The following is a 22,059-nucleotide window of genomic DNA, read 5'->3' as shown; positions in this document are numbered from 1 at the left end:
AATATCTTCCCAGCCCTCACAGCCTGCGATAACTGCACACAGCGTTAAAAACACCACGTCAAACAAGGGATAAACGACCTTAGATGCTTGCCTTGGGTCTTCTAATTCTGAAAAGTGCTCTGCAAAAATATCGATGTTCATAAACTGGCTCCGCGTAAAAGCCAGTATCTGATCACAACGGAAGATCGCGGTCAATCAGTTATGTTAAAGTGCGCGTTAAATGTTCGTGATCTTGCCCTGCATTGTGCCCCAGTGACTCGCCGCCTATTTATTTTAAAAGAAGCATCCCTGAGGGCTCTACTAAAACATGTTTTAGTAGGTCACTGGTGCAACAATGCCAATCTTAACTAACCCTCTCGCTGCTCGTTTAGCTAAAAAGCTATTGCATCATTGTGAGCTATGACCGATTAATCACTCAGTGCGCAGAGGATAATTTGACTTACATTTAGTCATTCCAAAAATATGGAAGTAAAGACAGATTACACCTCTATCTAAGTGACTAAATTTAGCGTACCAGTACAATACTTACTTATTATGTGAGAGTTGGAATTTAGGCTTTTATTGATAATGTTGCACCAAAAGCAATTAGACCCAAACCACACGCCTGATTAATTCTATGACCAAACTTTTGAATTATGTGACTCGCTTGTACAGATGTGACTAGGTAAGCGACTATACAAAACCAAGCCATATGTAGAAGTGCAATGTAAACGCCATAGCTAATAACGAAAGACATACCTTCATTATTGGCTGAGATTAGTTGGCTAAAGACGCTTAGAAAGAAAAGCATTGTTTTAGGATTCAATACATTACACAAAAAACCTTGAAATATGTACTTTCGAGTATGTGTGGGTTGGTCTGTTGAGTTTTCATAGTCTAATTTCAACTTAGAACTGACTAACCCTGTTACACCGAGATAAATTAAATACGCCGCACCAATGTACTTCACTATGCTAAATAAAACCGCATTCTGAGAAACTAAGTGACTAATCCCTATCACTGAATAGGTAATATGCACACAAACACCAATCCCTATCCCAAGAGCCGTTAATATGCCCGCTTTTCTGCCAAAAATTGCACTGTTTTTAAATACTAAAACAAAGTCAGCACCAGGGCTTACTACGATTAAAAGCCCAAATACTGCAAAACTTATTAACTCCATTTTCTATCCTAACTGTTCATGATTTTAAAATAATTGTATAGATTTATTGGTAAGTTATAATCGAAAAAAAGGCATCCTAAATGTGAGAAAAAGTCACAGATGAGACATTTAAAAGCATTCTATGTATTTCATATTACGGCAGAGTCATCGAGTTACAGTAAGGCAGCAGAAAGACTTCATATCACTCACGGAGCAGTGAGTAAGCAAATTAAATTGCTAGAGAGCCATTTGTCGAAGTTACTGTTTTACAAACAAGGTAGAGGAATGTGTCTCACGCAAGAAGGTGAGCTACTCAAGCTGTACACTGATATTGCATTTAATGCTCTAGATAATGGAGTTAAGAAGCTAACGAGGGAAAGCAATAAGCATCTTGAAGTTTCCTGTGAGCCCACATTAACTATGCGCTGGCTGATGCCTCGGCTGGCCAGTTTTTTCCAGCTTACGGGTATTGATGTTCGACTATCAACAGCAGGAGGGCCTGTGGATTTATGTGAAACAGGATTATCTTTAGCCATCCGGCGTGATGACTTCGATATTAGCCCAGAATATACGACACACAACTTAGTCAATGAGTGGGTTGGCCCTGTTTTTTCGCCTGAATATTGGAACAAAGCTCAGCACAACTTAGATGATATCGTTTTGCTTCATAGTGAAACGAGACCTTCTGCATGGTCAGATTGGTCATCACGTTCAACACATGCCTTTAATATCAATAAGTCTAAATCCTTTGAGCATTTTTATTTCTGCTTACAGGCGGCAGTTGACGGTTTAGGGGCTGCTATAGGGTCATATCCTCTGATAATCGATGACTTGAAAAACGGGAGACTGGTGGCTCCATTTGGATTTACTCAATCTGGACATCGTTATGTACTGCTCAGCCACACAGAAAGGCTGGGAAGCAATGAATTGGAGTTTTTAAACTGGTTAGAAAAGACAATGTCCTTATGCCAGCCTGAAACTCTTAGTTCGTAATTGTAGTGGGTTAGTGAATTTGATCTGCTATTTGTAGGCGACTCGCGTGGTTTGGAGTAGAAAAAGTTATCTGAAAGAGAGGGCTCTCCATCTCGTAGTAACACGAAAATATCCAAAAGTTTCTTATGTTCAATCGAATGACTTCGCTCAAGTCTAATCAGGTTGAACAATTTAACAGAATACTTATGACTTAGTTTTTGAACCTACGGGTTACACTAATACTTGAAAGGTGAGCCATGGTGATTTGCGAGACGACCGTCCGCCCCATGGACGTGGCGGTCGAGCATCCAAGGACGGAGTGACTACGCGTCGGGGAGCAAATGCCATCGCAAACCATGGCTCAGAACGATGAACACTCCCTACCGCCCCAATCCTTTATCTCTTGCTTCTAGATGACTTCTAGATATCGCTCGCTTCGAAAGGCGTTGCTAGTCTTAAAGTCGTCTTGCCTCGATCACACTATCGACTTGGGTCAGTTTAGATAACACTCGCGATAAACCATCGAGGTTATAAAGCTCCAGTTCCAACTCAATCGCGGCTGTCTGATTTTTAGTGTCCGATGACGAACTCATGGCCAGTACATTGGATTTTTCAGCAGCCAGCACTGAGGTTAAGTCGCGCAATAAACCACTGCGATCGTGGGCTAATACCCGTAAACGCATTCGATAACCGCCGGAGTAATTTTCGCCCCAGACCACATCGACACCGCGCTCTGGGTGAACCCGCATTAACTCTTTAACTTGTTCACAATCAGCGCGATGCACAGAAATGCCACGGCCTTTCGTGATAAAACCTAAGATTTCATCACCGGGAACGGGCTGGCAACAACGGGCGATATGGTTAAGCAAGTTACCCACACCGTTGACTTCAACCTGACCACGTCCACTGGCGGTCGGCTTATGTTGGCCTTTCTTAACTAATTCTTCGACCGCATCTTCTTCTGACACTTCGTCGAGTCGCAGACGGCTTTGAATATGGTTAACCACTTGATGCAGACGCACATCACCGCCACCAATCGCCGCTAGTAAGTCATCCATGCTCGCCATATTAAAGCGCTCGACCGCGATAGCCGCGTCTTTAATTTTAAGGCTCACCCGCGCCAATTCGGATTCAAGCATTTCTTTGCCGGCGACAATATTCTTGTCTCTGTCCTGCTGCTTAAACCAATGCTGGATTTTCGAACGCGCACGCGAGGTGCGGATATAACCTAAGTTAGGGTTAAGCCAGTCGCGCTTAGGATTGGGCTGTTTCGAGGTGATGATCTCGATACGCTCGCCCGTTTCAACCTGATAGGTAAACGGTACAATACGGCCATCGACCTTAGCACCAATACATTTATGCCCTACTTGGGAGTGAATGTAATAGGCAAAGTCGAGCACGGTTGAGCCCAGTGGCAAGTCGACGACTTCACCGCTTGGGGTAAACACATAGACTCTATCTTCAAACACTTGGCTGCGGACTTCTTCGACCAAGTTGCCACTTTCGACCACGTCTTCCTGCCATTGCAGAATTTTACGCAGCCAGTTAATTTTTTCTTCGTAGCCGCTTTGCTTACCGGAATGATTGCCTTCTTTGTATTTCCAGTGCGCGGCCACACCCAGTTCTGCATCTTCATGCATGTCTTGGGTACGAATTTGAATTTCAACGGTTTTGCCCTCAGGCCCCACCACCACGGTATGAATCGATTGATACCCGTTAGGCTTAGGGTTAGCGACATAGTCGTCAAATTCCCGTGGAATATGGTGCCAGAGCGTATGCACCACACCTAACGCGCCATAACAATCCTGCAGACGCTCAGTCACGATACGCACGGCGCGCACGTCAAACAACTCATCAAATTTGAGGTGCTTGCCCTTCATCTTGCGCCAAATACTGTAGATATGTTTCGGCCGGCCGTAGACCTTAGCGCGAATTTGATCTTCATCTAATCTTTGTTGCAACTGACTGACAAACTTGTCGATAAAGACTTCACGATCCAGTCGTTTACCATCTAATTGCTTAGCGATGTCTTTATAAGTATCTGGATGTAGATAGCGGAAAGAAATATCTTCCAGCTCCCACTTCAATTGTCCAATCCCTAAACGGTTAGCCAGCGGCGCATAAATATCGGCAATTTCGCGGGCCAACAGCACGCGAGTTTCTTCGTCGGCATTTTTCACCGCCCGTAGCAAACACACACGCTCGGCAAGCTTAATCACCACGGCGCGCACATCTTCAACCATAGCCAATAACATGCGGCGGATATTGTCGATTTGAGGCTCGGTTGAACGACTATTAGGATTGATTTTCAAGGCGCCAATCGCATTCATGGTCACGACACTCGCGACTAAACGCGCCAGCGGCTCACCAAATTTCTCTTGGATGGCTTCTTCGGTCAGTAACCCAGCATCGAGCACCACAAACAAAATTGCCGCCTGCAGGGTTTCAATGTCCATGTTTAGCGGTGCGAGGATTTCAATCATCTCTCGAGCACGTTCAAGCAGTTCTCTCTTCGCCGCAGGACTCTTGGCTGGTAAGGCGTCAATCTGCCCTATCAAAGAGAGCAGCATCTGCGCTTCATCGGCATGACCAACATAGCGAGCTACCCAATCTTCTAAGTGAAAATCGGGATCATTAAAGTGCGCTTCGCGAACAGAGACCATCTAATTTATTTCCTTATCCGTGCTCAGAGAGAAAGTGGGCACCACTTCAGCTCTCCTATCTTCAGCATTGGCGCGAACTTGTCAAACCCAACCGACGTAATAATCACATTTTTTACGTTATTCAAACGCTTTGCTTACTTTGCCAGCGCAAATTACTTGGTTAATTCAAACAGTGCCATGGCTTCGATATGGTGTGTTTGTGGGAACATGTCGATAAGTCCCAATTGCTGTAATCGGTAACCGCGCTCTAACAGTACAGCGCTATCGCGAGCCAAGCTCGCAGGATTACAAGAAACATACACGACTTTGCGCGGCTTCATTTTCTTTAGCCATTGCAAGCTTTCAAATGCCCCCGCACGAGCGGGATCGAGCAGTAATTTATCAATCTTGCCCATCCAAGGCTCAAGGGATAAATCCGCACTTAAATCGCCGTGGTAAAAGGTCAGTTTATCCAGATTGTTAGCTTTCGCGTTCACCCGTGCCTGAGTCACCATTTCGGCAACCCCTTCGACGCCAATCACATCCGCGCCCATTTTCGCTAAGGGCAAACTGAAATTACCCATGCCGCAGAACAAATCCAAAATGCGCTCATCAGGTGCTGGCGCTAACCAATCCATCGCTTGAGCGACCATGGCCTTGTTAATCTGTCCGTTCACTTGCACAAAGTTACCAGGGGTGAAACTTAAGCTCACCGCATCCGACTGCGCATTTTCATCTAGCAATTGATAAACAGGTAACACTAACTCAGCGCCGACGCCTTGGAATTGCCCTTCGTTGTCCTGCAGACAAATATGGATCTGATGCAGCTCAGCAAAGACTGACAACTTAGCAAGATCTTTATCGTTTAACGCCTTAGTGATCCGCAGCACGGCAAAGTGACCATTATCAGCGGCAATCAACTCAAGATGGCCTAAGCTGGCTTTAGCCGACAATTGGTTCAGCAACTTAGCAAAGGGGACGATCAAGTCCGATAACGGCTTAGCTAACACCAGACACTGGCTGATTGGTACCACATTACTGCTACTAGCGGCGCGAAAGCCTAAACTTAAGTGCTTGGTATTTTTATCAAATAAAGTTGCAAGACGGGCGCGGCGACGATAATGCCAACCTTCCCCCGTGAGTGCGGGCGATAAAGCACCGCCTTCAGTGCCAGCAAACTTAGCCATAATATCCAGCAACGCGGCTTCTTTATGCTCACGCTGACCCGATAATGACATATGCTGTAAGTCGCAGCCGCCGCAGGTGTGGTAGTGTGGACACTCAGGCTCAACGCGCTCAGGACTTGATGAATCGACTTTAATCAACTTGGCACGGGCATAATTTTTCTTTTGCTCGGTGAGCTGTACCGTCACGGTTTCATCGGGCAAAGCGCCAGGGATAAACACGACTTTACCTTGATGTTGTGCTATACCAGCACCTAAGTGATCGAGCTGTTCTACGCTCAGTGATAACTTAGCCGACAACTGTTTGGAACTATTTGGTTTTGCTTTAAAAAATTGCGCCATTTCGGCCTCTAAATCAATAAAATACTGGCAAAGACCGCCCTCTTTCTGGCAGTCTTATAAAATTATCTTAGTCTCTGTCACAGGAAACACCGCCGCTGCTATGAACCCTGTCAACAACATGACCAAATACAGCCTACGTTCTTGGGTTCTTGTGCTGGCGCTCGCGCCAACAATCTTGGTCGGTATCCTTCTGGGCAGCTACTTTACCATAAACCGTTTTTATGAGCTCGAAGATACGCTCGTCGAACAGGGCAGCAATATTATCGAGCCCCTGTCGATTGCCAGTGAGATCGGCTTAGTGGCGAATGATCGCGAGGCGACCAAACGCTTACTCGCGGCGGCGCAGCTCAACAAATCCACCTTAGTAAAATCCATCGCGATTTTCGATGCCAATAATCAACTCTTTGTGACCTCCCACTATCACAAAGACTTTGAGATTATGCGCTACAAAGAAGCCCTCAACACGCTGCATAAAACCGAAATTGAACATGTGGACGACAGCCTTATTTTACGGACGCCCATTTTTGCCACAGGCCCCATTGCTGCTCCCGCTAATTACGATATCCAGACAGACGATGGTCATCTTTTAGGTTATATCTCGATAATAATCAATAAAGAACGCGCCTTGTTAGAGCAGCATAGAGCCGCAGTCGCCGCCTTTATTATCGTGTTGATCGGCGTGCAGTTAAACCTGCTATTTACTTTCCGGCTAGTGAAAAACGTCACTCAGCCCATTACTGAAATGGTGCGCGTCGTCGCTAAAATCCGTGAAGGTAAATTAGACGCCCGCTTAGATGGCAACTTGATTGGTGAGCTGGACTTACTCAAACGCGGTATCAATGCCATGGCGGGGTCGCTATCGGAATACCATGATGAGATGCAGCAAAATATCGACCAAGCTACGTCGGATCTGCGGGAAACCTTAGAGCAGATTGAAATCCAAAACGTCGAGCTGGATTTAGCTAAAAAACGCGCCCTAGAAGCCAGCCGAATTAAATCAGAATTCTTAGCGAATATGTCCCACGAGTTACGTACGCCGCTTAATGGCGTTATCGGTTTTGCGCGGCAATTAGTCAAAACACCATTGCATTCGAGCCAAGTCGATTACATCAAGACCATAGAACGCAGTGCCACTAACCTGCTGGGTATCATCAACGACATTCTCGATTTTTCTAAACTCGAAGCCGGTAAAATGGTGTTAGAAAACATGCCCTTCGGCCTTAGGGAAACCATAAGCGATACTATTACCTTGATCTCGGGCAGCGCACAGGCCAAAGGCCTAGAACTCGTCGTCGATATCGCCCCCAACGTGCCCGACAATGTCAATGGCGATGCCATGCGCGTATGCCAAATCATCAATAACTTGGTTGGTAACGCGATTAAATTTACTGACTCTGGCAGCGTGATGGTCAAAATCGAACTGCAGAGCCAATCGGATGAACAAGTGGTACTGCGCTGTGATGTGGTCGACACAGGTATCGGCATCGATGAAAGCCAGCAGGACTTTTTATTCCAAGCCTTTGGCCAAGCAGACTCGTCGATTTCGCGCCGCTTTGGTGGCACCGGCTTAGGTTTAGTGATCACTAAACGTTTAGTGAATCAAATGGGCGGCCAAATCGGCTTTACTTCATCCCCAGAAAAAGGCTCAAACTTCTGGTTCAGTTTGCCGCTCGGCTTAGGCCAATTCCAAATCGGTGACTCACTGCCGCTCGAAAAACTCAAAGACAAAACCATACTGTTTTACGAACCGCGAGTACTCACCCACGCAGTATTAAGCCGCCAATTGAATCAATGGGATACAAAAGTCACCCATCATCAGCATATTCCAAGCTTGTTGACTACGCTCACCACGGCTGAAGCGCCATACGACTATGTTCTCCTGAGTTGCCATGGGTTTAGCGATTCAGCACAACTGGTAAGTACACTAAACTTAGCGAAGACCAAAACAGATTGCCTTATAGTGCTATACGATTGCCAAGAACAGGATGCCTTAACCCAATTTATTCGCCCGAATGCCGATGTGGTCTTGTCTCTGCCAGTCAGTGAGCATCAGCTTGCGCGCAACTTACTCTATCCACCGATGGAGTACGACATCATAGCCCCTGCGACAATATCCACACCGGTAGCTCGCCAATCCTTAACCGTGCTAGCGGTAGATGATAACTTTGCCAACTTAAAACTGATTGATACTTTACTCAGCGAATTAGTGACGACTGTGGTTGCCGTCAACAGCGGTGATGAGGCAGTTAAACAGGCGAAGACTCGCACCTTCGACTTGATCTTTATGGATATCCAAATGCCTGGCACAGATGGCATTAGCGCCACGAAGCAAATTCGCCAAGGCTCGATGAACCGCAACACGCCGATAATTGCCGTGACAGCCCATGCCATTGCCGAAGAACGCGAACTGATTTTAGGCAGTGGTATGGACGGATATTTACCTAAACCTATTGATGAAGCGGCGCTCAAAGACATTATTCATCGCTGGATCACTCGACCTAAGTTCACCCATTTTGACCTGCATACGCTGAACTGGGATTTATGCTTAACCCAAGCCAATCACAAGGCCGATCTCGCCTTAGATATGCTTAGAATGTTGCTCGACTCATTGCCGCAAACCGTGGCGACGATTCAAACGGCGCTAAGTCAAAACGATCACCCAGTCATGCTCAGTACTATCCACAAGCTGCATGGTGCGAGCTGCTACTGCGGCGTGCCCACCACACAAAGGTTATGCCAAGAAATTGAATCGGCACTAAAACGTGAAACATCGGTTGAAGATCTCGAACCCGAAATACTAGAGTTACTTGATGAGTTAACTAAGGTAGAATCTGCGGCAAATCAAGTGATATCACAGCTATCAGCGGAAATAACAGATGACCAAAAAAACGGGCTTCTTTAAACGTCTCAAGGCGTTAACACTGCCACAAAAACAACTCTTTGCCACTGCACTTTGCCAACGTATGTTGCCCAACTATCAACTGTTTTCCGAAGTCTGTGAGTTTGGCGATCCTACTGTGTTGAGTACCGCATTAGAACTATTGTGGCAATCCCAGTACGACTCCAAGCTCAAATTCAATGTCGATGTGCATCTGCAACGCCTGGAAGATAACACCCCAGATCCTGCTGATTTTGAAGCCTATGGCGTCTACCCTGCTATGGATGCAGTGGTCGCCATATCGACCTTACTGGGTGCGATTCAAGGCAAAATTGAAGAAGACATAGTCAATATCAGCAAATTGTCATCCAGCACAGTGGCTAACTATATCGAAGCGATCAGCGATGTCGATTTGGTGGATGAAGCGTTAGATGATTTCGTTTTCGCCCATGAAGTCATGGAAGAAGAGAAAGAATTACAAAATTCTCTGCTGGAAATTATTGAAGAAAATCCGAAGATCACAGCGGAACTGGTCAAAGGCTTACGCAAAGACATTATCGAAGCTGGCGTATCAAATATCGGTATCAGCGTCGCTTAACTGATGAGGTGCTTGGGGTTACTCAAGCACCTATTATCCATGCAGAATAAGAAAGGGATCATCGTTTTACACCCTCACCAACGAATCCCGTCAAAGATATCCAGTTGCTATAAATAGCATCAATAAAGATTGAGTTATTCCAATGAGAAAGATTGTTTATCAAGGATTTATCTTAACCAATAGCGAAGGACGCACCGACAGTTGGAAACTGACCATCAAAGATCAACAGCGTATCGGTTCTTTATTCGAACTGCGGCGTTTAGTGGGATACTTCTTAGAACTCGGCATACTGCCCGCGACACGCTCCAGCCTGCAAGATGCAAAACAAACTCAAAACACCATGAGCAAAAACACCGTAAAACCTAAAAGACGCTAAAAATCAGTTCTCCTCAATAAATCAACGCATAGAAAATAACTCTGGCGCCTTTGACTGCATAAACTCAATAAAGACTCTTACCTTTAGCGGCTGCTGGCTGCGCTGATGATATAAAATCGAAATTCGCCTCTGTTCGCCAATCCATTCCGGCAGTAATACTTTAAGTTTCCCCTCTTTAATCTGCTGTTTTACAAATAGTTCAGGACCATACAAGATCCCGCCATGGCCTAAAGTAGCCTGAATCGCTCCGTGTAAGTCCGTGAGGGTGAGCTTAGTCGGGCCATTAAAATAAAAAGACTCGCCGCTTGGATGCTTTAAATGCCAATTAAACAGCGGCCAGACTTTTATCAGTTGATGGGCTTCAAGATCATCGGGATGCTCAAGTTTAGGCGCCTGAGCCAAATATTCTGGTGTGGCAAACAGGCAATAGTCGAGCTCGCCTAAGGTACTCGACACCCAAGAAGAATCAGGCTGAGCCCCGCCAACAATCGCCACATCTATGCCTTTGTCGATCAAATCGACTAACTCATTGCTCTGGGAAATGTGTAAACGGATATCGGGATATAGGCGGCCAAATTCATTTAATGCTTGAATAAACACGATGGAAATAATCGAAATCGGCGCCGCGATGCGCAGGGTACCCTCGGGTTTATCGCTGCCTAACCCACTCAGCTCATCGAATTGAGCAACCACGCTCTGGTAACGTTGAAAGAGCGCCAGCCCTTCCTCTGTCAGTCGCAACTTGCGGGTGCTGCGCATAAAAAGCTGTTTATCGAGCTTCTCTTCCAACTTAGCTAACTTGCGGCTCACTGTGGCAATGGGCATATCAAGCTCCTTCGCCGCCTGCGAAAAACTGCCCGCATTGACTAAATGCACAAAAAGATAGACAAGTTGTAGTTCAGCGCCTAAATCATCACTCATTGCATATCCTAATTTCACATATTGGGTATTGACGTTAAAACGCTAAATTCACTAAGTGATTGTGTTTTAAACCTTGAATTATTCACTTATACGACCATAGCGCAATAGCCTTAGATTGAAATGGTATGTTATTTTGTGGTGAGTTTTACTGCGCTGGCGCTAAATCTGGCTCTAAAGTGACATAAAAAGAAGCAAGTGCTGTAACTCTGGCCACCAAGAATCATAGCAACAGTAAAATGATGACGGTGGGCGAGTTTATTCAAATTTAATCGTAAGGATGAGTGAGGGAAATGACCATTTTAACCCCTCTGTTTGCCGTCTTCGGGATCATGTTGCTCGGCACACTAGTGCAAAAACTAAAACTCTTGCCCGTCGATACGGACCAAGTGCTAAACCAATATGTCTACTATATTGCATTCCCTGCAATCATGCTTATCGCCCTCGCGCAGCAGCCGATTGGCGAGATTTTGCAATGGGGATTTATTGCGGGCTACAGCACAGCTATGGTGATCACTTATCTTGTCTGCCTTGGGCTATCGCTGATCGCTAACCCTAAACAGCATGCGGTTGCCGCCATTCGAGCCCTCAATGCCACCTTTGGCAATACGGCATTTATTGGTATTCCACTGCTAATCATCCTCTTTCCGCAGCAGCAAAGTGCCTTAGTCGCCGCGGCAATTGCCAGCTTATTATCCGTGCTGATGTTTGCCGTCGCCTTAGTCTCGATGGAACTGGCCACTAACACCCAAAGACAACACCACGCCTTAATCATAATGGCAATGGCGGTCGGTAAAAACCCTATTGTTATTGGTAGCTTAATTGGCGTCGGCATTTCGGCGCTAGAAATAAAACTACCGTCAGGGCTGGCGCTAATGATCCAGCAAATAGGCAATACCTCAAGCCCCTGCGCCCTATTTGCTATCGGCATGGTACTCGCCAAAGCGATGCGCTACCAGAAAGATAGCAGCGTATTTAGCCCCAAGAATTTTATCGAACTGAGCCTTATCAACCTCTTCAAGCTGGCTATCCAACCGGCACTCGTCTACTTTATGCTTAACCGTTTTGGCGTAAGTGGTGACTACCTGATCATGGGCGTGATCTTGAGCGCACTGCCCACTGCGGCGAGCGTGTACTTACTCGCCCAGCGTTATAACACTCAGGCTTCAACCAGTGCTCAAGGCATTCTATTTGGCACCTTAGTCACTTTCTTCAGTTTACCTATCTTAGAAAGCTTAGTAAGAACCTATGCATAATCAGTTAATTAAAAATATTTACTACCAATAATGCCGATTATTTACCCAAGCCACTTTACTGTATATAAAATCAGTATATACTGTTTATCAATACAGTGGTTTGGTATGTTTTTCGACAGGAATTCACTATGCTTTGCCAACTCAGCATTAATAACTTCGCTATCGTCCGTTTTTTAGAACTGGATTTTCGCCCCGGTATGACCAGCATCACAGGTGAAACCGGTGCGGGTAAATCGATTGCCATCGATGCGCTAGGCCTATGCCTAGGCAATCGCGCCGATGCCAGCAGTGTTCGTCCCGGAGCCAATAAAACCGAGGTCAGCGCCCGCTTTTCCTTGGATGATATTCCACTGGCAAAACGTTGGTTAGAAGATAACGATCTTGAACTCGATGATGAGTGCATTCTACGTCGGACTATTGGTAGCGATGGCCGTTCACGCGCCTACATCAATGGTAATCCAGTGCCGCTGACGCAGCTAAAATTACTGGGTCAGTTGCTTATTGGTATTCACGGCCAACATGCCCACCATGCAATGTTAAAAAGTGAACATCAACTCACCCTGCTCGACAGTTATGCCAACCACAGATTGCTTATCGATACGGTTGCCGCTAGCTTTCAACGCTGCAAGCAAATTGAGGCCGATCTAAAGCAACTCGAAGCCTCCCAGCATGAACGTATTGCCCGTAAGCAATTAGTACAATATCAAGTAGAAGAACTCGATGAGTTTGATCTTAAAGTTGATGAGTTCGATGAGATTGAGCAAGAGCACAAACGTCTGGCCAATGGCACTGAGTTGATTGATACCTGTCAGGCGAGCTTAGATATACTCACAGAGGGCGAAGAGAACAATATAGAGTCGCTGCTCAATCGAGTCGTTTCCCTCGCCGAAGATCTGCAAAGCTACGATCCTGCATTAAGCAATATCAACACTATGCTCAATGATGCCTTAATCCAAGTGCAAGAAAGTGCCGGCGAATTGCAGCACTATTTGAGTAAGCTTGAACTCGATCCGACCCATTTTGCCTATTTAGAAGAACGGCTATCAAAAGCCATGCAACTGGCGCGTAAGCATCATGTTAGCCCGAATAAACTGGCCGAGCATCATTTAGCATTAAAGGCTGAGCTAAGCACCTTAGACAGTGATGAAAGTAAACTTGAAGAAATTCAGCTTCAAGTCGAGGCAAGTAGAGCCGCTTATCTTAGCAATGCGCAAAAGCTCAGCCAAAGCCGAGCCCGCTATGCTAAAGAACTCGACAAACTGGTGACTCAGTCAATCCACGAACTGAATATGCCTAAGGGTAAATTTACGATCGAAGTCAATTTCCACCCCGAGCAAATGTCAGCCAATGGCAGTGACAATATCGAATTTATGGTAACCACTAACCCTGGCCAACCTTTGCAACCGATTTCGAAAGTCGCGTCTGGCGGTGAGCTCTCACGGATAGGGCTAGGGATCCAAGTGATTACCGCGAAGAAAGTTGCCACACCGACATTAATTTTCGATGAGGTGGATGTCGGGATTTCCGGCCCCACCGCAGCAGTGGTGGGCCGCATGTTACGCAGCTTAGGGGAATCGACCCAAGTACTGTGCGTGACTCACTTGCCGCAAGTTGCGGGCAATGGTCATCAACACATGTTCGTCGATAAATTTAATAAGGCAGGCAGTACTGAGACCACAATGAAATCGCTCGATCGTGAGCAGCGTATCCAAGAGCTTGCAAGACTGTTAGGTGGTGATACTATCACCAGCAATACCCTAGCGAACGCAAGGGAACTGCTGCAATAGTAGTATGGTTCAAATAACGAATGAGGTCGCTAAACGCTTGAATCTACACACGCAATATAAAAAGCTAAGGAGCTATATCAAAAACTAAGGGAAGTTGTTGGCCATGCTAACTAACATGCCGGGTTAACTATCATGTTAGGTTAGCGATAATGTTAGCTAACACACCAGACTAGCCCTTGCAGACAAATAAACGAAAACACGCCCGCTAAGACATCGTCAATCATAATGCCAAAGCCACCATGAACTTTGGCATCGAGCCATCGAATAGGCCAAGGTTTGATAATGTCGAAAAAGCGAAATAGACCAAAGCCGACTAACAACCAACCCCAACCTGCTGGTGCCGCTATCATAGTGATCAGTAGCCCAACCACTTCATCCCACACAATCGCACCGTGATCGTGTACCCCCATATCTTGAGCGGCTTTACCGCAGATATAAAATCCCGCAAATGCGCTCAATAAGGTTAAGCCGATATACCAAGTGAGCGGTAATGGCGCCATCAATAAGTAGAGGGGAATGGCTGCTAAGGTACCGAAAGTACCGGGTGCTTTAGCGGCGAGTCCGCTACCAAAACCGAGTGCCAAAAAGTGGACAGGATTTTTTAATGACAGGCGCGTTAGCACCTGATCCTTTGACAACCATTTCATTAACATGCTCTTCGCTTAAAAGTGCTCGAAACCGTGATACGGCGGTGTAAACGGCTCACCATTGAGTTGCAACTTGAGCTTACTGCCTGCACAAATTTGTCCAACGCGAACAAACTTTGCTCCTGCATGGCTTAATGCCGTCTCAAGCGCGCCTTTTTGCGCTTCAGGAACGGTGAACAGCAGTTCATAATCTTCGCCCCCTGTAAGCGCATAACCTAAGGCATGCTCCTCGCTGACGGTATCTTGCATCGCGCGTGAAAGCGGGATGCAATTAACGTCCACCACAGCACCAACTGCCGAAGCCTTAAGCACATGACCGATATCCGAGATAAACCCGTCGGAAAGATCGATTGCACTAGAGGCAAGCGAACGCAAAGCTTGGCCCGCTAAAACTCTTGGTGTTGGACGATAATGGCGATTAATCAGGAATTCTTTATGCTCGGCTCTGGCCTGTTGCGCGCCTCGAATAATATCCAGACCTAAGGCCGAATCTCCGAGCGTGCCCGTGACATAAATCCAATCACCCGCTTTAGCACCATGACGCGTGAGTGCTTTACCCTGTGGGACTTGGCCGTGCACTGTGATGTTAATCGCCCGTGGACCACGAGTCGTATCGCCGCCAATTAAGGCGATGCCATAGTAATCGGCCGCTTCAAATAAACCTTCACTAAAGCCACTTAGCCAAGTCTCATCGACTTCGGGTAGCGTTAAGGCAAGCGTCATCCATGCGGGTTCAGCGCCCATGGCTGCCAGATCAGATAAATTTACCGCTAAAGCTTTGTAACCTAAGGCAGCGGGAGGCATGTCGGGGAAGAAATGGACATTTTCAACTAAGGTGTCACAGGAGATAGCGATCGACTTGTTTTCTGCGGGTTGCACTAAAGCGCAATCGTCACCGATGCCAAGCTTCACATCACGGCGAGTGGGGCCGCGGTTGCTAAAATAACATTCAATTAATTGGAATTCTTTCACTGTACAGTTTGGCACGACTTACATCGGCCACCTTTGTTAGCAATGAAAAACGGTATCCTAAGATACCGTTTGTCTTTATTACTTGCGTGCAACCAGTTTGTCGAGCAGTCCGTTCACAAACTTATGACTCTCGTCCGCACCGAAAGCTTTTGCCAACTCAATCGCTTCATTAATCGCGACCTTGTATGGCACATCTTTACGGAAAGTCAGCTCATAGGTCGCTAAACGAACTATGGCTTTCTCTACTGGAGACACTTCATCAATCGGGCGTTCCAGATGCGGGATGATCAGCTCATCCAATTGGGTTTTCTTCGTTGCAACGCCTGAAAATAGCTCACGAAAATAAGCTACATCAACACCATCGAGACTTTGTTCAGTTAAAAACTCATGCTCGACATCGGCAATATTATTCCCGCTTAGTTGCCATGAATAGATGGCTTGAACGGCTAAACGGCGGGCCTTGCGGCGCTCAGAAGGCTTCATTATTTTTCCTACTATAACAACTGTTGTTCAAGTTCTTGCAGAACATTGACCATTTCAAGCAGGCTTAGAGCAGCTTCGCCGCCTTTGTTACCCGCTTTGGTACCTGAACGTTCAATCGCTTGTTCAATGGTATCAGTGGTCAAAACACCGAAAGCAACAGGCAGATCAAATTCTAAAGCAACTTGAGCTAGACCTTTATTACATTCGCCTGCAACAAAATCAAAATGAGGAGTACCACCACGGATCACCGCACCTAATGCGATAATACCGTCGAATTTACCACTGGCAGCTACGCGACGCGCAGCTAGTGGCAACTCAACCGCACCTGGTACACGGACAACAGTGATATTGTCGTCGCTGACTTGGCCAAAACGTTTCAGCGTGTCAAGTGCACCTTCAAGCAAGCTCTCAACTAAAAAGCTGTTGAAACGCGAAATTACAATCGCAACTTTGGCATTTTTCGCTTCGATATTACCTTGAACTACGTTCATTATCTTACCTAATTTAGCTAAAGCACCCAGCTCGGGGCGAAAAGTGGCGACATGATATCACAGCCAATTGCCCAGAGCCCTATGCAAATTATCAGAAATTGTTAATTTTACTTCAGTGTAACTTTGGGTTTCAGTCCGCCACATACTCAGTCACTTCAAGGCCAAAGCCTGAAAGTGAGTGGTAGCGTTTAGGCGAACTGAGCAGGCGCATCTTAGTCACACCAAGGCTGGCGAGAATTTGCGAGCCCACACCCACACGGCGCGACGTCCCTTGCCATTTTGCAGAAGCAGGCGCTTGGCCTTGATCTTCGGCTTCAAAGGCTTTCACCTTAGAGAGGATTTCACAGGGATGTTCTTGATTCCCGAGTAAAACCAATACACCACCTTCTGCAGAAATACGCTCCATCGCCTTTTCGAGTGGCCAACTGCGTTGCTGATCGCGCTCTGAGTGGAGTAAATCGTTGAAGGTATTTTGCAAATGCACGCGCACCAAACAATCTTCTTTCACCTCACCTTTGACTAAGGCAAAGTGCAGTTGATTGTCGATAGTGTCTCTGAAGGTCACCATGTCGAACTCACCAAAACGGGTCGGTAATTTGCATTTAGCTTCACGCACAACCGTGGTTTCTTTGGTATTGCGATACTCGATTAAAGCCGCGATAGTGCCGATTTTGATGCCATGCAACTCGGAGAAAATCTCCAAATCTGGGCGACGTGCCATAGTGCCGTCTTCGTTCAAAATCTCAACGATAACGCCCGATGGCTCAAGTCCCGCAAGACGGGCTAAATCACAGCCAGCTTCAGTGTGGCCTGCGCGGGTTAATACGCCGCCGTCCTGTGCCATTAACGGGAAGATGTGCCCTGGTTGCACTAAATCAGACGCTTTAGCCTCTTTAGCCACAGCCGCTTTCACCGTTACAGCGCGATCGTGGGCCGAAATACCGGTAGTCACACCCTCCGCCGCTTCAATAGAAACCGTAAAGTTAGTCGAGAACTGGGCGTTATTATTCGTCACCATTAAGGGTAGATTTAACTGCTGGCAACGGGCTTTAGTCATGGTCTGGCAAATGAGCCCACGGCCATATTTCGCCATAAAGTTAATCGCTTCTGGCGTGACCATTTCGGCCGCCATGATCAAATCACCTTCGTTTTCTCTGTCTTCGTCATCCATCAAAATAACCATTTTGCCTTGACGAATATCTTCGATGATCTCTTCTATACTGTGCAGCGCCATTGTAGGACCTTATGATTTTGCTGTTATTATGAAATTCTATACCTAAATAACCTAAGCTGCCGATAAGCTTAAGTTAAATAATCTGCTCCTGTGCACTAACGCACAAAGCCGGCACGGGCTAACATTTCCATGGTGACGCCACCGCTCTTGCTGTCTTTGCCATCATAATTCATCAAACGTTCAAGATAACGGGCGATTAAATCCACTTCGATATTCACCTTATCGCCCGCTTGCAGGTCGATTAACGTGGTTTCACCTGCGGTATGCGGCACTATGGTCAAGCGGAATCGACTGCCGTCCACTTCGTTAACCGTCAGACTCACGCCATCAATGGTGATGGAACCTTTATGGGCAATATAACGCCCAAGCTCTGCGGGGGCGGCTAACCAAAACTCGATAGCTTGACCACGCACTAGGCGTTGTTCAACCACAGCAATACCGTCTACATGGCCGCTGACCATATGGCCGCCTAAGCGTGTGGTTGGGGTAACGGCCTTTTCAAGATTCACCTTAGTGCCCACTTTATAGTTGGCAAACCCGGTTAGACTCACGGTTTCAGCAGAGACATCAGCCACATAACCGTCTGCTAATTGCTGCACAACCGTTAAGCACACACCGTTGGTAGCAATACTGTCGCCTAAACGCACATCGTTTAAATCCAGTTTGCCGCTCGCCACGGTAAGACGAATATCATCGCCTTTACGCTCCAGTTTGCGCAGGGCGCCAACTGCTTCAATAATCCCAGTAAACATGGTTAACTCACTTAATTAAATAAAGAAGTAATAAGGCATAAGACTCAAAGTTAAACGGTTATCTTGCCCTAATTAAATAAAGAATTATCAAGCATAACGCTCAAGGTTAAACGGGTATCTGGCCCTAATTTACGCTCATCGACCAAAGTGAGTGCAGGAATGTGTGCCATGGTTTGATAATCGGGCAATTGCAGCAGATTACGCCCATGTCCACCGAGGATTTTCATCGCTTGATATAGCACTAACTCATCGGCAAGCCCCTCTGCTAAAAATGCGCCCGCTAAGGTTGCACCCGCTTCCACCAGCACGTGATTACAACTTTGGCCTAAATAGCTTAATAGTTCAGGCAATGAGACGCGACCTGCAATTGCAGTTAACACGAGGCAACTCACATGGGAGGGCAATTGTGCTTGAAACTCTACGGGATAAGCCACGGTCGAGACCAAGAGTATCGGCGATACGATAGCCAAGCAGGCGGCCGATAACGGCAAACGGGCGCGGCTGTCGAGTATGACTCTTAATGGCTGTAGTAATTGCGCCTCGGTTACACTTTCTTTTAAGCTGCCAAGTTCCTGATAACGCACATTGAGTGAGGGATCGTCCGCCAGTATGGTTTCAATTCCCGTGACCAGTGCACAAGAACGTAAACGTAATCGCTGCACGTCGCGGCGAGATTCTGGACCGGTTATCCATTTAGACACACCGTTAGACAGCGCGGTTTTACCATCAAGACTCGCAGCCAATTTGACTGTAACTCTGGGTAAACCCGATTCCATGCGCTTCATAAAGCCTAAATTCAAGGCATAGGCTTCATCGCGATGTAATCCCACATCCACTTCAATGCCGGCATCGCGCAGCATTTGAATACCGCGACCAGCCACTTGCGGATTAGGATCTTCAACCGCCACCACCACGCGTTTAACGCCAATATTGATCAGCGCCAAGGCACAGGGTGGCGTGCGGCCATAATGGCTACAGGGCTCTAAGGTGACATAGGCCGTTGCGCCGCGGGCGTGTTCACCAGCCATACGTAACGCATGCACTTCGGCGTGGGGCTCACCCGCTTTTTGATGATAACCTTCGCCGACAATCTGATTATCTTTAACGATAACGCAGCCCACACTGGGATTGGGCCTCGTGGTGTAAAAGCCTTTGCGCGCCAATTGAATCGCGCGGCTCATCATTTGGGTATCGAGTACGGACCAACTTATGTTCAAGCTCATGTTCAACCCTGTTGTTAAAGGTTTCGGCTTTCACCAGTCTTACAAACCTGTCTTTTAAATTTGTGCTTTCACGCCAATCGCTCGTACACGTCTGCCTTGTCGGCGACAAAACTCAATGACTACTTTTGCAGTTTGGCGATGGCTTCGCCAAATTCAGACACGTCTTCAAAGGCACGGTACACGGAAGCGAAACGTATGTAGGCGACTTTATCTAGGCTCATCAATTGCTCCATCATTAAGTTACCTACCATTTCTGACGGCACTTCCCGCTCGCCAGTGGCGCGCAGGGTTGACTTGATTTTGCTAAGCGCTTGCTCGATTTCATCCATAGACACGGGGCGTTTTTCAACGGCGCGCAACATGCCACCTTGGAGTTTTTCTTCATCGAAGGGTTGGCGTGAACCATCACGCTTAATCACCCTAGGCATGACTAATTCAGCGCCTTCGAAGGTGGTAAATCTTTCATGACATTCGGTGCATTCTCGGCGACGGCGCACTTGGTGGCCTTCTGCAACTAATCGGGAATCGATGACTTTAGTATCTGTCGCGCTACAAAATGGACAATGCATTGAGCCTCCTGCCAGTGAATGGTCGTAAAGCGTTAATGGGTTTACCTGTTAAATCTCAGTCAAACGCAATGGATTTAAGCCTAAGATTTTACCAATAAAAATGGCCGCAAGATGCGGCCATGGGATTTTATCCTATTTATGGGCTGAGGTTAACTACCTGAGCTTAACAACCTAATGTTAACTACTTGATGTTAAGTACCTGATGCTAAGTGCCTGATGTTATAAGTATCAAGTCAGTCGGCGGTCAATCTCGGCCCTTCATCTACTAAGCGTAGATGCATTGGCAAATTAGCCGTAAACAGGGAAACGTGCACACAGTGCCAGTACTTGGCCCTTAACACGCTCAATCACTGCAGGATTACTTGCATCATCAAGGATGTCACAAATCCAGCCAGTCAGCTCTTTCGATTCCGCTTCTTTAAAGCCGCGGCGCGTAATCGCTGGCGTACCGATACGCACACCTGAGGTCACAAAGGGTGAACGTGGGTCGTTTGGCACTGAGTTTTTGTTCACAGTAATGTTAGCGCTACCTAAGGCGGCATCGGCTTCTTTACCCGTTAAGTCACGACCAATCAGATCAACTAGCATCAAGTGATTGCTGGTTCCGCCAGAGACGATTTTGTAACCGCGCTCAAGGAACACTTCAACCATAGCTTTAGCGTTGTTAACCACTTGCTGTTGGTAAACTTTAAATTCTGGCTCTAGGGCTTCTTTGAACGCCACCGCTTTACCGGCGATAACGTGCATCAATGGACCACCTTGACCACCAGGGAATACCGCTGAGTTCAACTTCTTATACAAGTCTTCATCGTCAGCAGCAGATAGGATCACGCCACCACGGGGACCCGCTAAGGTTTTGTGGGTCGTAGATGTCACAACGTGCGCGTGTGGTACTGGGTTTGGATAAACGCCCGCAGCAATAAGACCGGCAACATGTGCCATATCGACAAATAAATAAGCACCTATTTTGTCTGCGATTTCACGCATTTTTGCCCAGTCAACGATACCTGAATAGGCAGAAAAACCGCCGATCATCATCTTAGGCTTGTGTTCTAAGGCAATACGTTCCATCTCGTCGTAGTCAATTTTGCCAGACTCGTCGATACCGTAAGGAATGATGTTGTACAGTTTGCCAGAGAAGTTAACCGGTGAACCGTGGGTCAAGTGACCACCATGAGCTAAGTTCATGCCCAGTACGGTATCGCCAGGTTTTAACAATGCCATGTAAACAGCGCTGTTTGCCTGTGAACCTGAATGAGGTTGTACGTTAGCGTAAGTTGCGCCAAACAGTTGTTTAGCACGTTCAATCGCTAAGGTTTCAACTACGTCCACATACTCACAACCACCGTAGTAACGCTTGCCTGGATAGCCTTCAGCGTACTTATTGGTTAACTGTGAACCTTGCGCTTCCATCACGCGTGGACTGGTGTAGTTTTCAGAAGCAATCAGCTCAATATGCTCTTCTTGACGCAGAGTTTCATTCTGAATTGCGTTAAACAGTTCCGGATCATAATCTGCGATATTCATATCTTTTTTCAGCATTGCTTACTCCAGCTGCCAATTCTTATAGGTAGGGTTGCGCGGTATTCTACTC

At 46.7% G+C, this 22,059-nt stretch carries 20 protein-coding genes; 6 read left to right on the top strand and 14 right to left on the bottom strand.

The genetic code is table 11. The annotated features are described in order from the left end of the window. Together L5M28_RS13995 and L5M28_RS13990 are read right to left on the bottom strand one after the other, a co-directional pair. A partial coding sequence (locus tag L5M28_RS13995; RefSeq protein ID WP_263203650.1) for a transposase family protein occupies positions 1 to 141 on the bottom strand: 141 nt, incomplete at its 3' end. A 409-nt stretch (positions 142 to 550) separates the two neighbouring features. Further along, on the bottom strand, positions 551 to 1,162 hold the full coding sequence (locus tag L5M28_RS13990) for a LysE family translocator (RefSeq protein ID WP_198572905.1): 612 nt from the start codon (positions 1,160 to 1,162) through the stop codon (positions 551 to 553). Positions 1,163 to 1,261: 99 nt separating this feature from the next. Between L5M28_RS13990 and L5M28_RS13985 the strand changes: the two genes are divergently transcribed. Further along, positions 1,262 to 2,134 (top strand): LysR family transcriptional regulator, encoded by an 873-nt coding sequence (locus L5M28_RS13985; protein ID WP_198572906.1) that lies wholly within the window; start codon positions 1,262 to 1,264, stop codon positions 2,132 to 2,134. 434 nt (positions 2,135 to 2,568) lie between these two features. Here L5M28_RS13985 and relA read toward each other — a convergent pair whose 3' ends face one another. Then, on the bottom strand, positions 2,569 to 4,776 hold the full coding sequence (relA, locus tag L5M28_RS13980; protein WP_263167089.1) for a GTP diphosphokinase: 2,208 nt from the start codon (positions 4,774 to 4,776) through the stop codon (positions 2,569 to 2,571). Between the two features lie 152 nt (positions 4,777 to 4,928). Continuing rightward, positions 4,929 to 6,281 carry a 23S rRNA (uracil(1939)-C(5))-methyltransferase RlmD gene (gene rlmD / locus L5M28_RS13975; protein ID WP_028761379.1) on the bottom strand — a complete coding sequence of 451 codons (1,353 nt, stop codon included), beginning with the start codon at positions 6,279 to 6,281 and terminating at the stop codon, positions 4,929 to 4,931. Between the two features lie 100 nt (positions 6,282 to 6,381). Between rlmD and barA the strand changes: the two genes are divergently transcribed. The 3 genes from barA (at position 6,382) to L5M28_RS13960 (ending at position 10,133) form a co-directional block, all read left to right on the top strand. Next, on the top strand, positions 6,382 to 9,183 hold the full coding sequence (gene barA / locus L5M28_RS13970; RefSeq protein ID WP_105251754.1) for a two-component sensor histidine kinase BarA: 2,802 nt from the start codon (positions 6,382 to 6,384) through the stop codon (positions 9,181 to 9,183). Continuing rightward, positions 9,158 to 9,757 (top strand): YjaG family protein, encoded by a 600-nt coding sequence (locus L5M28_RS13965; RefSeq protein WP_028761381.1) that lies wholly within the window; start codon positions 9,158 to 9,160, stop codon positions 9,755 to 9,757. Before barA ends, L5M28_RS13965 begins: the two co-directional genes overlap by 26 nt. A gap of 142 nt (positions 9,758 to 9,899) precedes the next feature. Beyond that, positions 9,900 to 10,133, top strand: a complete 234-nt coding sequence (locus L5M28_RS13960) for a DUF3319 domain-containing protein (RefSeq protein WP_131523583.1) — start codon at positions 9,900 to 9,902, stop codon at positions 10,131 to 10,133. A 21-nt stretch (positions 10,134 to 10,154) separates the two neighbouring features. On the opposite strand, the gene lldR is transcribed toward L5M28_RS13960, so the two are convergent. Beyond that, positions 10,155 to 11,054 (bottom strand): LysR family transcriptional regulator LldR, encoded by a 900-nt coding sequence (gene lldR / locus L5M28_RS13955; protein ID WP_105251752.1) that lies wholly within the window; start codon positions 11,052 to 11,054, stop codon positions 10,155 to 10,157. Between the two features lie 290 nt (positions 11,055 to 11,344). On the opposite strand from lldR, the gene L5M28_RS13950 reads away from it, so the two are divergent. Both L5M28_RS13950 and recN read left to right on the top strand, forming a co-directional pair. Further along, positions 11,345 to 12,307, top strand: coding sequence for an AEC family transporter (locus tag L5M28_RS13950; protein ID WP_263203646.1), 963 nt, complete (start codon positions 11,345 to 11,347; stop codon positions 12,305 to 12,307). A 128-nt stretch (positions 12,308 to 12,435) separates the two neighbouring features. Next, a complete protein-coding gene (gene recN / locus L5M28_RS13945; RefSeq protein WP_131523581.1) occupies positions 12,436 to 14,094 on the top strand; it encodes a DNA repair protein RecN in 1,659 nt (552 codons plus the stop codon). 152 nt (positions 14,095 to 14,246) lie between these two features. Here the strand turns inward: recN and L5M28_RS13940 are convergent, their stop codons facing one another. The 9 genes from L5M28_RS13940 to glyA form a co-directional block, all read right to left on the bottom strand. Further along, entirely contained in the window at positions 14,247 to 14,741 is a 495-nt protein-coding gene (locus L5M28_RS13940; RefSeq protein WP_263140216.1) for a phosphatidylglycerophosphatase A, read from the bottom strand. Between the two features lie 15 nt (positions 14,742 to 14,756). Then, positions 14,757 to 15,713 carry a thiamine-phosphate kinase gene (gene thiL / locus L5M28_RS13935; protein WP_037392620.1) on the bottom strand — a complete coding sequence of 319 codons (957 nt, stop codon included), beginning with the start codon at positions 15,711 to 15,713 and terminating at the stop codon, positions 14,757 to 14,759. 78 nt (positions 15,714 to 15,791) lie between these two features. After that, positions 15,792 to 16,196 carry a transcription antitermination factor NusB gene (gene nusB / locus L5M28_RS13930; RefSeq protein WP_006082638.1) on the bottom strand — a complete coding sequence of 135 codons (405 nt, stop codon included), beginning with the start codon at positions 16,194 to 16,196 and terminating at the stop codon, positions 15,792 to 15,794. 11 nt (positions 16,197 to 16,207) lie between these two features. Then, positions 16,208 to 16,687 (bottom strand): 6,7-dimethyl-8-ribityllumazine synthase, encoded by a 480-nt coding sequence (ribE, locus tag L5M28_RS13925; protein ID WP_006082639.1) that lies wholly within the window; start codon positions 16,685 to 16,687, stop codon positions 16,208 to 16,210. Positions 16,688 to 16,817: 130 nt separating this feature from the next. Further along, positions 16,818 to 17,921 (bottom strand): bifunctional 3,4-dihydroxy-2-butanone-4-phosphate synthase/GTP cyclohydrolase II, encoded by a 1,104-nt coding sequence (gene ribBA, locus L5M28_RS13920; protein WP_028761388.1) that lies wholly within the window; start codon positions 17,919 to 17,921, stop codon positions 16,818 to 16,820. A gap of 95 nt (positions 17,922 to 18,016) precedes the next feature. Next, complete coding sequence (locus L5M28_RS13915) at positions 18,017 to 18,673, bottom strand: riboflavin synthase (protein WP_263203643.1); 657 nt, start codon at positions 18,671 to 18,673, stop codon at positions 18,017 to 18,019. Between the two features lie 68 nt (positions 18,674 to 18,741). After that, the gene (gene ribD, locus L5M28_RS13910) at positions 18,742 to 19,896 is read right to left on the bottom strand and encodes a bifunctional diaminohydroxyphosphoribosylaminopyrimidine deaminase/5-amino-6-(5-phosphoribosylamino)uracil reductase RibD (RefSeq protein WP_263203642.1); all 1,155 of its coding nucleotides are present in this window, start codon (positions 19,894 to 19,896) and stop codon (positions 18,742 to 18,744) included. Positions 19,897 to 20,015: 119 nt separating this feature from the next. Next, positions 20,016 to 20,465 carry a transcriptional regulator NrdR gene (gene nrdR / locus L5M28_RS13905; protein WP_006082643.1) on the bottom strand — a complete coding sequence of 150 codons (450 nt, stop codon included), beginning with the start codon at positions 20,463 to 20,465 and terminating at the stop codon, positions 20,016 to 20,018. Positions 20,466 to 20,753: 288 nt separating this feature from the next. Further along, complete coding sequence (gene glyA / locus L5M28_RS13900) at positions 20,754 to 22,007, bottom strand: serine hydroxymethyltransferase (RefSeq protein ID WP_105251747.1); 1,254 nt, start codon at positions 22,005 to 22,007, stop codon at positions 20,754 to 20,756. Positions 22,008 to 22,059 lie beyond the last annotated feature (52 nt).

It is taken from the genome of Shewanella sp. SW32 (assembly GCF_025653365.1).
In the GTDB taxonomy this organism is placed as follows: Bacteria; Pseudomonadota; Gammaproteobacteria; order Enterobacterales; family Shewanellaceae; genus Shewanella; species Shewanella oncorhynchi.
Note: the sequence above shows the minus strand (reverse complement) of the source record. Positions and strands in the feature narration are given on the sequence as shown.